The sequence below is a fragment of the Polaromonas sp. genome, from assembly GCF_030689685.1.
Classification (GTDB): Bacteria; Pseudomonadota; Gammaproteobacteria; order Burkholderiales; family Burkholderiaceae_C; genus Polaromonas.
This window is the reverse complement of the sequence record NZ_JAUYEY010000012.1, coordinates 1-13,207: the sequence shown is the minus strand read 5'-3', so window position 1 is coordinate 13,207 and position 13,207 is coordinate 1. Positions and strand designations below refer to the sequence as shown.

The following is a 13,207-nucleotide window of genomic DNA, read 5'->3' as shown; positions in this document are numbered from 1 at the left end:
AATACCGCCAACCCAAGGAGCGTTGCAGCGAAACAGTCGTTTCGTCAGGCTTGGGTGACAGCAGGCCTGCACCGGCTTGCCTTTGCAACGGCGCTCACCTTTGATTGCCAAGGTGAGTGATGTCTGAAATCCAGGTTCCCCCCATGAAGTTGTCCGGCCTTGAGCCGGTCGCCATAGGCGCGGGCACGCTGTTCGTCAACATCGGCGAGCGTACCAACGTCACCGGCTCCAAGGCCTTTGCCCGCATGATCCTCAACGGCGAGTATGAGCAGGCGCTGGTCGTGGCGCGCCAGCAGGTTGAAAACGGCGCGCAGATCATCGACATCAACATGGACGAGGCCATGCTGGACAGCCAGGCCGCCATGGTGCGATTTTTGAACCTGATCGCCAGTGAGCCCGACATCGCACGTGTGCCCATCATGATCGACAGCTCCAAGTGGAGCGTGATCGAAGCCGGGCTGCGCTGTATCCAGGGCAAGGGCATCGTCAACTCGATCTCGATGAAAGAGGGGCTGGAGCCTTTCAAACACCAGGCGAAACTGCTCAAGCGGTACGGCGCTGCCGCCGTGGTCATGGCCTTTGACGAAAAAGGCCAGGCCGACACCTATGAGCGCAAGATCGAAATTTGCGAGCGCGCCTACCGCGTGCTGGTCGATGAGCTGGACTTCCCGCCCGAAGACATCATCTTCGACCCCAACATCTTTGCGATTGCCACCGGCATTGAAGAGCACAACAACTACGCGGTGGACTTCATCAACGCCACGCGCTGGATCAAGCAGAACCTGCCTGGCGCCAAGGTGTCGGGCGGTGTGTCCAACGTGTCTTTCAGTTTTCGCGGCAACGACCCGGTGAGAGAAGCGATTCACACGGTATTTTTGTACCACGCGATTCAGGCCGGCATGGACATGGGCATTGTCAACGCCGGCATGGTCGGCGTCTACGATGATCTGGAGCCGACGCTGCGCGAGCGGGTCGAGGACGTGGTGCTCAATCGAACGCCGGTTTACAAGGACGGCGAAGAACAGCTGAGCCCCAGCGAGCGCCTGATCGAAGTGGCGGAAACCGCGAAAAGCGGCGCCAAGGACGACAGCAAACGCAATGAGTGGCGCGCGCTGCCGGTGCGCCAGCGCCTGTCGCATGCGCTGGTGCATGGCATGAACGAACACATCGTGACGGATACCGAAGAGGTCTGGCAGGCGATCAAGGCCGAGGGCGGCCGGCCACTGCATGTGATCGAGGGCCCGCTGATGGATGGCATGAACATCGTCGGTGACCTGTTTGGCCAGGGCAAGATGTTTTTGCCGCAGGTGGTGAAAAGCGCACGTGTGATGAAGCAGGCGGTGGCGCACTTGCTGCCCTACATAGAAGCCGAAAAACTGCTACTCGAAGCGGCAGGCGGCGACGTCAAGACCAAGGGCAAGATCATCATCGCCACCGTCAAGGGGGATGTTCACGACATCGGCAAAAACATCGTCACCGTGGTTTTGCAATGCAACAACTTCGATGTGGTCAACATGGGCGTGATGGTGCCCTGCCACGAGATCCTCGCGCGCGCCAAGGTCGAGGGTGCCGACATCGTCGGCCTGTCCGGCCTGATCACACCCAGCCTGGAAGAGATGCAGTACGTGGCCGGAGAGATGCAGAAGGACGACCATTTCCGCATCAAAAAGATTCCGCTCATGATAGGCGGGGCGACCACCAGCCGGGTGCACACAGCAGTCAAAATTTCGCCGCATTACGAAGGCCCGGTGGTGTATGTGCCCGATGCCTCCCGCAGCGTCAGCGTGGCGCAAAGCCTGCTCTCCGACCAGGCGACCAAATACATTGACGAGCTCAATGCCGACTACGACAAGGTGCGCACCCAACACGCCAACAAGAAGCAGACGCCGATGTGGCCACTGGCGAAAGCCCGCGCGAATGCAACGCCGATTGACTGGGCGCATTACACGCCGCCGCAACCGAAATTCATTGGCCGCCGGGTGTTCAAGAATTTTGACCTGGCCGAGCTGGCGAACTACATCGACTGGGACCCCTTCTTCCAGACCTGGGACCTGGCCGGCCCCTTCCCGGCCATCCTGAAAGACGAGGTGGTGGGTACTGAGGCGGTGCGGGTCTATGCGGATGCGCAGCGCATGCTCAAGCGCCTGATTGAAGGCCGTTGGCTCACCGCCAGCGGAGTGATCGGTTTGTACCCGGCCAACAGCGTAGGCGACGACATCGAGATCTACACCGATGAGTCGCGCAAGGAGGTGGCCATGACCTGGTATGGCCTGCGTCAGCAAGCTGAGAAGACTGCGCTCGACGGCGTGATGCGGCCCAGCCGCTGTCTGGCTGATTTTGTGGCGCCGAAAGTGCTGTCTGCAGAAACCAAGGCCGTGCGGGCCGGACATGCCGGCGCCGAAGGCCACAACACCTTCATGCTGCCTGACTACATTGGCTTGTTTGCCGTGACGGCCGGCTTGGGCGCCGAGAAGAAGGAAAAATACTTCAACGACGACAACGATGATTACTCTTCGATCATGCTCAAGGCGCTGGCCGACCGGCTGGCCGAGGCTTTTGCCGAAGCCATGCACAAACGCGTGCGTCAGGATTTGTGGGGTTATGCCGCTGGCGAAACCCTGAGCCCCGAGGACATGATCGCCGAAAAATACCAGGGTATACGCCCGGCGCCCGGCTACCCCGCGTGTCCGGACCACAGCGTCAAGAAAGACATGTTCGATCTGCTGCAGGCCGGCGACATTGGCATGGCCCTGACCAGCAGCCTGGCGATGACCCCGGCTGCCAGCGTCAGCGGTTTTTACCTGAGCCATCCGCAAAGCGTGTATTTCAATGTCGGCAAGATCGGCGACGACCAGCTACAGGACTTGGCGAAGCGCCGCGGCGAAAAGGCCGAAGACCTGCAGCGCCTGCTGGCGCCCAATTTGTAGGCGGAACACACATGTCCGTTCGCGTTTGGCAAACCGGGACAAGGATGGATGGGGAGCTGCTGCAATGACACGTCATCACGCCCTTGCTTTGGCGATCGTGCTGTCTGGCGCGTCAGGTGTGAGCGCGCAAACCGACATGCAAACGGTCGGTTCTTTCAGTATCGACCGCACCGAGGTGTCGGTGGAGCAGTTTCGCCAGTTTGTGGATGCCTCCCGAACGGTCACAGCGGCCGAGCGGGCGGGCGGCGGCAGCACCTTTGAGAATGGATGGGAGCAGCGCAGGGGCTGGACCTGGCGGGCGCCGTTTGGCACGCCAGCCGCCCCTTTGGAGCCTGCGGTGCACGTCACCTACGATGAGGCCGCTGCCTTCTGCAAGTGGTCAGGCAAACGCCTGCCGCGTGATGCCGAGTGGGGCGAAGCGGCCTACACCGAGCGCCGGACCAACCCGCCCGCCGGTTTTGTCACCGGCAAGACCTACGCCTATCCCACCGGGGACGAACCGCTTGGCGCCAATTGCCTGGGTGACTGCGGGGTGGTTCAGACGGTGGCCGCTGCGGTTACATCGCGCGGGCGTGGCCATGCGCCGACCGGTACGACCCGGCAAGGCGTCAATGGCTTGTTCGACATGGGCGGCAACGCGTGGGAATGGGTTGACAGCGGCGGCGCCGGTGACAAGCGCACGCGCGGCGGCTCGTGGTGGTATGGCGCCGCCAGCATGCGCGACGATCATCGGCAAAGCAAACCCCGAGACACGGCGGTGGTGTACATCGGCTTCCGGTGTGCCAGGGATCAGTGAGCGGCGGCAATATGCCGCAGGGCTCAGGTCGCCGCCTTGAGCACACGTCGGTATTGCACCGCCTCCGCCACATGCGTGAGCTGGACGGACTGCGCGCCGACCAGATCGGCAATCGTGCGGGCCACTTTCAGGCAGCGGTGGATGCTGCGGCCCGACCAGCCCAAACGCGCTGCCGCCGTGTTCAGGAATTTGGCGGCAGCTTCGTCAAGCCGGCACTGGCTGTCGATGGCTTTGCCCTGCAGCGCCTGGTTGCTGCTGCCCTGGCGGGCCAGGGCGCGTTCGCGTGCGGCGACCACGCGTTGCCGGATCGCGGCGGTGCTTTCGCCCGGCGGGGTGTTGATCAATTCGTCAGCCGCCAGCGCGCCCACTTCGACGTGCAGGTCGATGCGGTCCAGCAACGGGCCGCTGAGTTTGCCCTGATAACGCGAGACCTGGTCGGGCGAGCAGCGGCAGGCGCGCAGCGTGGAGCCCAAATAGCCGCAGGGACAGGGGTTCATGGCTGCGATCAGGTGGAAACGCGCCGGAAACTCCGCACGCTGGGCGGCGCGCGAGATCGTGATGGTTCCCGACTCTAGCGGCTCGCGCAGGGCTTCCAGCGCGGCGCGTGGAAACTCCGGCAGCTCGTCAAGAAACAAAACGCCGTGATGGGCCAGCGAAATTTCACCCGGCTTGGGCGGTGAACCGCCGCCGACCAGGGCGACGGCGCTGGCGGTGTGGTGCGGCGAGCAGGTCGGGCGCTGTGCCCAGCGGTCCAGCGAAAAGCGGCCGCCCAGCGAAGCGATGGCGGCGCTCTGCAACGCCTCTTCGGTGCTCATGGCTGGCAGCAGGCCCGCAAAGCGCTGCGCCAGCATGGACTTGCCGGAGCCCGGCGCGCCCATCATGAGCACGCTGTGTCCGCCAGCGGCGGCAATTTCGAGCGCGCGTTTGGCCGCCGCCTGTCCCTTGACATCCGACAGGTCAGGGTAGGCCGCATCTTTGTGCGCCGCGCTGGCCTGCAAGCGTTCCCAGCCTGCCATGGTTTCGGGCGGCGTGTCACCCGGCAGGAACTGGCGGACCACGTCGAGCAGGTGAGTGGCGCGATACACCTCGGTGCCCGGCACCAGCGCGGCTTCTTCGGCGCTGCCTTCGGGCAGCACGAGTTTGGGTTTGGCAGCGCCAGCATCCGGCCCCGGCAGCGCCAGGCTCATGGCCAGCGCGCCACGGATGGGGCGTAACTCGCCGCCCAGCGACAGCTCGCCGGCGAACTCGTAACCATTGAACTTGCGTGTGTCGAGCTGGCCGCTGGCGGCCAAAATACCCAGCGCAATCGGCAGATCGAAACGGCCCGAGTCTTTGGGCAGGTCAGCCGGCGCCAGATTGACGGTAATGCGTTTGTTGCCGGGAAACTCCAGCCCGGTATTCTGAATGGCGGAGCGCACGCGCTCGCGAGCCTCCTTAACCTCAGTTTCTGCCAGCCCGACCAGGGTGAAACTCGGCAGACCATTGGCCAGATGCACTTCGACACAGACCGGGTGCGCCTGCATGCCCAGCAATGCGCGGCTTTGCACTAAAGATAAGCTCATGGACCTGTTTTCTCCCTGTTTGCACCAAAATCGAGCGTTTTTAGATGCACTACGTCGGTGCGTTGTTGTCTGTGGCGGCCCCGTGACCCTACCCCATCTATGCAAGTAGATCGGCGCTCAACCTAGAAGCCTGTCAACTTTGGCACGCTCTGTGCTAATTGAAACCTCGTGAAAAACCTTTATCAAGCAGTTCCACTTTAACCACCTCTGGAGTTCCCATGAAATTCGCCGCAAAAAAAACAATGTTGGGTATGGCGCTTGTGCTGGCTGGTTCGGCCTTTGCCCAGACCCCAGTCCCCACACCGGATTACACCCTGTCTTACAACGTCGGTGTTGTTTCTGACTATCGTTTCCGGGGCATCACACAGACATCCGGCAAGCCGGCCTTGCAGGGAGGTGTCGATTTTGCGCACAAAAGCGGCTTTTACCTGGGCGCCTGGGGCTCCAATGTGAAGTGGGTCAAGGAAGTCAATGGCGCGACCAAGGGCTCTTATGAAATTGACCTGTATGGCGGCCTGAAGGGCGAAGTCACCCCCGGCCTGGGCTTTGACGTTGGCGCCATTACATACCAGTATCCCGGCAACAATTCAGGCGTAGCCAACCGGACTTACACCAACGCCGTTGCTGCTGGTGTCTATGGCAACGCCAGCACCAATGAGTTTTACGGCGCGCTGACTTACAGCATGGTGACCGTGAAATACAGCCGCAGTGCAGGCCGCTTCCTGGGCAACCTGAACAGCTCCGGCAGCAGCTATTTTGAAGTCAATGCCAGCTTTGACCTGGGCAACGGACTGACGCTGTCGCCGCACGTGGGTTACCAGCGCATCCCGAACCAGAACAACACCAACGCCATCACTGGCCAGGTCAAAACCGGCGACGCTGCCAATTACACTGACTACGCCTTGACACTGGCCAAAGACCTGGGCAACGGCCTGACGCTGAGCGGCACCATCATGGATACCAATGCCAAAAAAGGTGGGTTTTACACTGATCTGAAGAACCGCTTTATCGCTGACAGTCAGCTGGTGGTTGGCCTGAAATACGCCTTCTAAAAGCAACCCCAATCGAGGAGAACTTATGAAACTAGTAACGGCCATCATCAAACCGTTCAAGCTGGACGAAGTGCGTGAAGCGCTGTCCGGTATTGGCGTGCAGGGCATCACTGTGACCGAGGTCAAGGGCTTCGGTCGCCAGAAGGGCCACACCGAGCTGTATCGCGGCGCTGAATATGTCGTCGACTTTCTGCCCAAGGTCAAGATCGAAGCGGCTGTGTCCGACGAGCTCGTTGACCGTGTCATCGAAGCGGTTGAGGGCGCAGCCCGCACCGGCAAGATCGGCGACGGCAAGATCTTTGTCTACAACCTGGAGCAAGTAGTGCGCATCCGCACCGGCGAGACCGGCAAAGAAGCGCTGTAAGGCCCTACCCATCAAGAGAACATCAATATGAAAAAACTACTTGCCTCCCTGGCTTTGGGTTTGAGCCTGTTCACCGGCGCTGCCGCTGTTCTGGCCCAGGCCCCTGCCGCCGCGCCCGCCGCGTCTGAAGCTGCTGCACCTGCTGCGGCAGCCACACCCGCTCCTGCCGCAGCGGCCGCACCGGCTGCGCCTGCGGCCGTTCCCAACAAGGGCGACACCGCCTGGATGATGGTGTCCACCATGCTGGTCATCTTGATGACCATTCCCGGCCTGGCGCTGTTCTACGGCGGCCTGGTACGCAGCAAGAACATGCTGTCGGTGTTGATGCAGGTCATGGTCACCTTCTCGATGATTGTGGTGCTGTGGTTCATCTACGGCTACAGCCTGGCGTTCACAGAAGGCAACGCCTTCTTCGGCGGCTTCGACCGGCTGTTCATGAAAGGTGTCTGGGACAACGCCGCCGGCACCTTCGCCAACGCGGCGACCTTCAGCAAGGGTGTAGTGATTCCTGAAATCATCTTCGCAGCCTTCCAGGCCACCTTTGCCGGCATCACCTGCGCACTCATCGTCGGCGCTTTTGCCGAACGCATGAAGTTCTCCGCTGTGCTGATGTTCATGGTCATCTGGTTCACCTTCAGCTATGCGCCTATGGCCCACATGGTCTGGTTCTGGATGGGGCCTGACGCCTACACCGCCGCTGGCGTGGTCGACGAAATGACGTCCAAAGCCGGTTACATCTGGCAGTCGGGTGCGCTTGATTTTGCCGGCGGTACCGTCGTGCACATCAACGCCGCTGTGGCCGGTCTGATGGGTGCCTACATGGTGGGCAAGCGCATTGGTTACGGCAAGGAAGCCATGGCGCCGCACAGCCTGACACTGACCATGGTCGGCTCCGCCCTGCTGTGGGTGGGCTGGTTCGGTTTCAACGCCGGCTCTGCCCTGGAAGCCAACGGCTTCGCCGCCCTGGCCTTCATCAACACCCTGGGTGCCACGGCAGCCGCAGTGCTGGCCTGGTGTGTCGGTGAAGCGCTGATGCGCGGCAAGGCGTCGATGCTGGGCGCAGCTTCCGGTGCGGTGGCGGGTCTGGTGGCGATCACGCCGGCAGCCGGCAACGTCGGCATAGGCGGCGGCCTGATCATCGGCCTGATCGCTGGTTTTGCCTGCCTCTGGGGTGTCAATGGGTTGAAGAAAATGCTCGGTGCGGACGACTCGCTCGATGTGTTCGGCGTGCACGGCATCGGCGGTATTCTCGGCGCGCTGCTGACCGGTGTGTTCAACTCGCCAAGCCTGGGCGGCCCCGGCTATGTGGCCGACTGGGTCACAGTGACCATGGTCACGGCGGCGGACTACTCCATCGTCAGTCAGGTCTGGGTCCAGCTCAAGGCAGTGCTGATCACCCTGGTGTGGTCCGGTGTGGTGTCCTTCATCGCCTACAAGGTGGTGGACCTGACCATCGGCTTGCGTGTCAGCGAGGAAGACGAGCGCGAAGGCCTCGACATCACCTCCCACGGCGAAACGGCCTACAGCCGCTAAAAACGGTACATGCCGTAGCTGCTAGCCAGTTGCGGCAGGATGTTGAAATAGCGAGAGTCTCCTTTGGATGTTTGGCCCGCCAGAACTTCGGTTCCTGCGGGCCATTTTTTTTGCGTGGCGGCGATGCACAATGGCGCCATGAGCCCTGCTATCACCCTGTCCGGCGCCGGACTGCGTTGCGAGATCAAGCCAGAGCTGGGCGGCTGTATTGCCGGCCTGTGGCTGGACGATGTTCCCGTGTTGCGCTCCACCGCCGCCGCAGAACTTGCCACGGTGCGTCTCGCGGGCAGCTACCCGCTGGTGCAGAACAACGGACCCGAGCCGCATGCCATCCACGGCATCGGCTGGCAGCGGCCATGGCAGGTGCTCGATCAGGGCGATGACCTGCTGCTGCTGGCCTGCGAGCACCGCGCCGACGCGGCCTGGCCGTTCGCCTTTGATGCCTCGCAGACCTTTTGCATCCGCAGAGATGTGCTGGAGCTGACGCTCAGCATGACCAACCAGTCGGCCGTGCCAGCGCCGGCCGGCCTCGGCTGGCACCCTTATTTCGTCAAGCGGGCCGGCAGTCACATCGCCTTTGATGCCACCGGGCGCTGGGAGATGAGCGGCGAAAAATTGCCTACCCATTGCCAGCCATCGGCCGGGCTGGCCACCGATTGCGCCAGCCTTGACGTGGACCATTGTTTTGACGGCTGGAACGGCAGCGTCACCTTGCGCGATGAGTTGCTGCACACCCGCATCAACGCCAGCCTGAGCCGGCTGGTGGTCTTTACCAACACCACGCGCGGCTTTGTGGCCATCGAACCGGTCAGCCATGTCAACAATGCCGTCAACCTGTTGCAGGCCGACGCCGCACGCGCCGAGGACCTGGGGCTGGAGGTGCTGGCGCCGGGCGAATCGATGAGCGCGCAAATGAGTATCCAGGTGGAGCGCGCGCCGTGAGTGCAGCCTGGCAGGTGGTTTCTGCTGCGCCCTGCGAGGTCGGCGAGTCGCCTTTCTGGCATCCGCACGAACAACTCCTTTACTGGGTCGACATTCACGGGAAGACCATTCACCGCTGCAATGTGTTCATGGGCAGCGTCGAAAGCTGGGCCATGGCCGCACCGCATGCGCTGGAACCTGGCTGCATCGCGCCCGTCGCAGGTGGGGGGCTGGTGATTGCGCTGCGCGACGGCGTCTACCGAGCGAAAAGCTGGGGCGGGGCCTTAGAACGGCTGGCGACGGCTGGCCACGACAGCGCGACCACCCGCTTCAACGACGGCAAATGCGACCCGCACGGTCGCTTCTGGGCCAGCACGATTTATGAGCCGCGCGATGCGCGGCAGGCCGCGCTGTACTGCCTGCAGGGCGGCTTGCTGGTCCGCATGGCGAGCGACGCCACCGTGGGCAACGGCCTGGCCTGGTCAGTCGACAGCCGCACCCTGTACTGGTCGGACACCACCGCCCATGTGATCCGCGCCTGGGGCTGGGATGCGGCCGGCAATGTCCTGTCCGCGCCACGCGTGTTTATGCAGTTTCCCTTCAAGCCCTCGGGCTGGCAGCCCGGCCAGCCTGGCTACGGCGGACGGCCCGACGGCGCGGCGGTGGACAGCCAGGGCAACTACTGGGTGGCCATGTTTGAAGGCGCGCGGGTGCTCAAACTGTCGCCCGCCGGGGAGCTGTTGGCCGAGATTGTCACCCCGATGATGTGCCCGACCATGGTGTGTTTTGGCGGCGACGACCTGCAGACCCTGTACCTGACCAGCGCGCGCCATGGCCGACCAGCCGCCGAGCTGCAGGCCATGCCGCTGTCCGGCGCCGTGCTGTCCCTGCGCGTCGATGTGCCGGGGCTGCCGGTCAATTTCTTTGCCGGTTGACGGTGCCAGCGTAAAAAACCGAACACCCGCCGTTCAAAAAAATCAAACTGCTGTCTCCCGGCCCGCCTTACCATCACCGCCATGGATTCAGCGCTTCAATTGATCATCAACCAGGTGCGGGCGGCCGCCGCAGCCAGCACCGTGCTGCGCATTCGCGGTGGCGGCAGCAAGGAATTTTATGGTGAGCCAGCCGCAGGCGAGTTGCTGGACACCCGCCCGCTGACCGGCATCACCAGTTACGAGCCGAGCGAGCTGGTCGTTACCGTGCGCGCCGGCACCCCGCTGGTCGAACTCGAAGCCGTGCTGGCCGAATGCGGCCAGTGCCTGCCGTTTGAACCGCCGCATTTTGAAGGGGGCGCAACCGCAGGCGGCATGGTCGCGGCGGGGCTCAGCGGGCCGGCGCGTGCCAGTGTGGGCGCGGTGCGCGACTACGTGCTGGGCGTAACCTTGCTCAACGGCAAGGCCGAGCTGCTGACCTTCGGCGGCCAGGTCATGAAAAACGTCGCCGGTTACGACGTGTCGCGCCTGATGTGTGGGGCGCTGGGCACGCTGGGCCTGATCACCGAGGTCAGCCTCAAGGTGTTGCCGCTGGCCCCTAGCGAAGCCACCCTGAAATTTGAGATGAGCCAGGCCGAAGCGCTGGCGCAACTCAATAGCTGGGGTGGCCAGCCACTGCCACTCAATGCGAGTTGTTGGGTTGACGATGCGGGCTCGCCCACGTTGTACCTGCGCCTGCGCGGCGCTGTCGCGGCGGTGGACGCTGCCTGCAAAACATTGGGCGGTGAACGCCAGGACAACACCGCGACGGCGCCCGACTGGACGCTGTGCCGCGACCAGCAACTGCCGTGGTTTCTGGAACGCGGCGCGCGCGACCTCTGGCGCCTGTCGGTGCCGCAGACAGCGCCGCTGCTGGACCTGCCTGAGCCACCGCTGGTCGAGTGGCACGGCGGCCTGCGCTGGGTGCGTGCCATGCCCGAAGACGCACCCCGCCTGCGTGCAGTCGCCGCAGCTGTGGGTGGAGGCGCTACGCTTTTTATAGCTAGTGATGCCTATCCAGAAAGGGCTGGAGGCCGATTTGATGCTTTAAAACCACCACTGGACCGGATTCACCGTCAGCTCAAGAAAGAGTTCGACCCCGCCGGGATTTTCAATCGCGGCCGGCTGTATCCCGATTTTTGACGGGAGCCCTTCATGCAAACCCATCTCGCCCCCGAATTCAAAAACAGCGCCGACGGCCAGGCCGCCGAGGCGATTTTGCGCAAGTGTGTGCACTGCGGTTTCTGCACCGCGACCTGCCCCACCTACCAATTGCTCGGTGACGAACTCGACGGCCCGCGCGGGCGCATCTACCTGATCAAGCAGGTGCTCGAAGGCGAAGTGCCGACGCGCAAGACGCAGATGCATCTGGACCGCTGCCTGACCTGCCGCAATTGCGAAACCACCTGCCCCAGCGGCGTGCAGTACGGCCACCTGGTCGACATTGGCCGCAAGCTGGTGGATGAACGGGTGCCGCGGCCGGCCAGTGAGAAGGCCCTGCGCTGGGCACTGAAGGCAGGGCTGCCCTCGCCGCTGTTCGCGCCGGCCATGAAACTCGGCCAGGCCGTGCGCGGCCTGCTGCCGGCGGCGCTGCAGGCCAAGGTGCCGGCGCCGCAGCCGGCCGGGGTCTGGCCGCAGGGCGAGCACCCGCGCAAGATGCTGATGCTGGCCGGTTGTGTGCAACCCGCCATGATGCCCAACATCAATGCGGCCACCGCGCGCGTGCTTGACGCCGCCGGCATCCAGACGGTGCTGGCGCCCAAGGCCGGTTGCTGCGGTGCCGTGAAGTTTCACCTGAACGACCAGGACGGCGGCAAGGCCGAGATGAAGAACAACATTGATGCGTGGTGGCCGTTTGTGGAAAGTGGGGTAGAGGCCATCGTCATGAATGCGTCTGGCTGTGGCGTGACCGTCAAGGAGTACGGTTACCACCTGAAGGGCGATGCAGCCTATGCGGCCAAGGCGGCGCGTATCAGCGAACTCACGCGCGACTTGAGCGAGTTATTGCCCGAGCTGGTGGCGCCGCTGCATGCGAAGGTATCGGCCCACACCGGCGCTGTCGCCTTCCACCCGCCCTGCACCCTGCAGCACGGTCAGCAATTGCGCGGCGGTGTTGAAAAATACCTGGGCGAGCTCGGCTTCAAGATCAGTACATCACCGAACGAAGCGCATCTGTGCTGCGGCTCGGCCGGCACTTATTCGGTGCTCAATCCGGAGATTGCAACGCAGCTACGCGACCGCAAGCTCGGCCATCTGGACGCGATGGCGCCCGAGGTGATTGTGTCAGCCAACATCGGTTGCATCACTCACTTGCAAAGCGGCACAGCCACGCCGGTACGGCACTGGGTCGAGCTGCTGGACGAGGCGCTTTTCAGTACTGCTTAGCTATCAAATAGATAGCTGTTATCGCTTGTCTGGCATGGGCTGGAGCCCGATTTGACCTTCAATCAGGCGGCCAGCGCAGCTTCCACGTCTTTCGCCAGATCCGCCGGCTTGTCGGTCGGTGCATAACGCCGGATCACCTGTCCGTCCTTGCCGACCAGAAACTTGGTGAAATTCCATTTGATCGCCTTGCTGCCGAGCAGGCCTGGAGCCTCGGCAGACAGCCATTGGTAAAGCGGGTGCGCGGCCGGGCCGTTGACGTCGATTTTGCCCATCATCGGAAAACTCACGCCGTAGTTGACCTGGCAAAACTCGGCAATTTCGCCATCAGCGCCAGGATCCTGCGAGCCGAACTGGTTGCAGGGAAAACCCAGCACCACCAGCCCTTTGCCGGTGTAGCTTTTGTGCAGCTCTTCCAGGCCGCCGAACTGCGGCGTGAAGCCGCACTTGCTGGCGGTGTTGACGATCAGCATGACCTTGCCCCGGAATTCCGAGAGTGCGATGTCCTTGCCATTGATATGCTGGGCCTCGAAGTCGTAAATGCTGCTCATGGTGTGCTTATATGGATGCCTCCCGGGTAGCAAGAAGAATTTGTGTCGTGTTGCGAAGAAGTCGGCTGCTTACTTATATCCGGCCTTGATTGCGTGGTCCGCCTGGTTTCCCAGACTCGCCCGCTGGCCCCGATGCATATCCGCTGAC

Annotated in this window: 11 protein-coding genes and 1 riboswitch; of the genes, 9 read left to right on the top strand and 2 right to left on the bottom strand. The window is 62.8% G+C overall.

What is annotated here, in order from left to right; genetic code table 11:
• Nucleotides 1-8 precede the first annotated feature (8 nt).
• Nucleotides 9-103, top strand: a riboswitch (S-adenosyl-L-homocysteine riboswitch).
• A 40-nt stretch (nucleotides 104-143) separates the two neighbouring features.
• Entirely contained in the window at nucleotides 144-2,927 is a 2,784-nt protein-coding gene (gene metH, locus Q8O29_RS03400; RefSeq protein ID WP_371134139.1) for a methionine synthase, read from the top strand.
• Nucleotides 2,928-2,991: 64 nt separating this feature from the next.
• Entirely contained in the window at nucleotides 2,992-3,723 is a 732-nt protein-coding gene (locus Q8O29_RS03395; RefSeq protein ID WP_305560655.1) for a formylglycine-generating enzyme family protein, read from the top strand.
• Between the two features lie 23 nt (nucleotides 3,724-3,746).
• On the opposite strand, the gene Q8O29_RS03390 is transcribed toward Q8O29_RS03395, so the two are convergent.
• A complete protein-coding gene (locus tag Q8O29_RS03390) occupies nucleotides 3,747-5,285 on the bottom strand; it encodes a YifB family Mg chelatase-like AAA ATPase (protein WP_305560654.1) in 1,539 nt (512 codons plus the stop codon).
• 218 nt (nucleotides 5,286-5,503) lie between these two features.
• Between Q8O29_RS03390 and Q8O29_RS03385 the strand changes: the two genes are divergently transcribed.
• The 7 genes from Q8O29_RS03385 to glcF all read left to right on the top strand — a co-directional run bounded on the left by Q8O29_RS03385 (nucleotide 5,504) and on the right by glcF (nucleotide 12,511).
• On the top strand, nucleotides 5,504-6,337 hold the full coding sequence (locus Q8O29_RS03385) for a TorF family putative porin (RefSeq protein ID WP_305560653.1): 834 nt from the start codon (nucleotides 5,504-5,506) through the stop codon (nucleotides 6,335-6,337).
• 25 nt (nucleotides 6,338-6,362) lie between these two features.
• Entirely contained in the window at nucleotides 6,363-6,701 is a 339-nt protein-coding gene (glnK, locus tag Q8O29_RS03380; RefSeq protein WP_188706387.1) for a P-II family nitrogen regulator, read from the top strand.
• A gap of 27 nt (nucleotides 6,702-6,728) precedes the next feature.
• Nucleotides 6,729-8,234, top strand: a complete 1,506-nt coding sequence (locus Q8O29_RS03375; protein WP_305560652.1) for an ammonium transporter — start codon at nucleotides 6,729-6,731, stop codon at nucleotides 8,232-8,234.
• Nucleotides 8,235-8,372: 138 nt separating this feature from the next.
• A complete protein-coding gene (locus Q8O29_RS03370) occupies nucleotides 8,373-9,176 on the top strand; it encodes an aldose 1-epimerase (RefSeq protein ID WP_305560651.1) in 804 nt (267 codons plus the stop codon).
• A complete protein-coding gene (locus Q8O29_RS03365) occupies nucleotides 9,173-10,090 on the top strand; it encodes an SMP-30/gluconolactonase/LRE family protein (RefSeq protein ID WP_305560650.1) in 918 nt (305 codons plus the stop codon). The genes Q8O29_RS03370 and Q8O29_RS03365 overlap by 4 nt, the downstream gene beginning before the upstream one ends.
• A gap of 81 nt (nucleotides 10,091-10,171) precedes the next feature.
• Nucleotides 10,172-11,269: a glycolate oxidase subunit GlcE gene (gene glcE / locus Q8O29_RS03360; protein WP_305560649.1), complete on the top strand. Its 1,098-nt coding sequence runs from the start codon at nucleotides 10,172-10,174 to the stop codon at nucleotides 11,267-11,269.
• A gap of 12 nt (nucleotides 11,270-11,281) precedes the next feature.
• Nucleotides 11,282-12,511, top strand: coding sequence for a glycolate oxidase subunit GlcF (glcF, locus tag Q8O29_RS03355; RefSeq protein WP_305560648.1), 1,230 nt, complete (start codon nucleotides 11,282-11,284; stop codon nucleotides 12,509-12,511).
• A 62-nt stretch (nucleotides 12,512-12,573) separates the two neighbouring features.
• Here glcF and Q8O29_RS03350 read toward each other — a convergent pair whose 3' ends face one another.
• The gene (locus Q8O29_RS03350) at nucleotides 12,574-13,059 is read right to left on the bottom strand and encodes a glutathione peroxidase (protein ID WP_305560647.1); all 486 of its coding nucleotides are present in this window, start codon (nucleotides 13,057-13,059) and stop codon (nucleotides 12,574-12,576) included.
• Nucleotides 13,060-13,207 lie beyond the last annotated feature (148 nt).

Coding starts and splice junctions, on each gene's coding strand:
- metH (WP_371134139.1), top strand. CDS start 144: ATGAAGTTGTCCGGCCTTGAGCCGGTCGCCATAGGCGCGGGCACGCTG.
- Q8O29_RS03395 (WP_305560655.1), top strand. CDS start 2,992: ATGACACGTCATCACGCCCTTGCTTTGGCGATCGTGCTGTCTGGCGCG.
- Q8O29_RS03390 (WP_305560654.1), bottom strand. CDS start 5,285: ATGAGCTTATCTTTAGTGCAAAGCCGCGCATTGCTGGGCATGCAGGCG.
- Q8O29_RS03385 (WP_305560653.1), top strand. CDS start 5,504: ATGAAATTCGCCGCAAAAAAAACAATGTTGGGTATGGCGCTTGTGCTG.
- glnK (WP_188706387.1), top strand. CDS start 6,363: ATGAAACTAGTAACGGCCATCATCAAACCGTTCAAGCTGGACGAAGTG.
- Q8O29_RS03375 (WP_305560652.1), top strand. CDS start 6,729: ATGAAAAAACTACTTGCCTCCCTGGCTTTGGGTTTGAGCCTGTTCACC.
- Q8O29_RS03370 (WP_305560651.1), top strand. CDS start 8,373: ATGAGCCCTGCTATCACCCTGTCCGGCGCCGGACTGCGTTGCGAGATC.
- glcE (WP_305560649.1), top strand. CDS start 10,172: ATGGATTCAGCGCTTCAATTGATCATCAACCAGGTGCGGGCGGCCGCC.
- glcF (WP_305560648.1), top strand. CDS start 11,282: ATGCAAACCCATCTCGCCCCCGAATTCAAAAACAGCGCCGACGGCCAG.
- Q8O29_RS03350 (WP_305560647.1), bottom strand. CDS start 13,059: ATGAGCAGCATTTACGACTTCGAGGCCCAGCATATCAATGGCAAGGAC.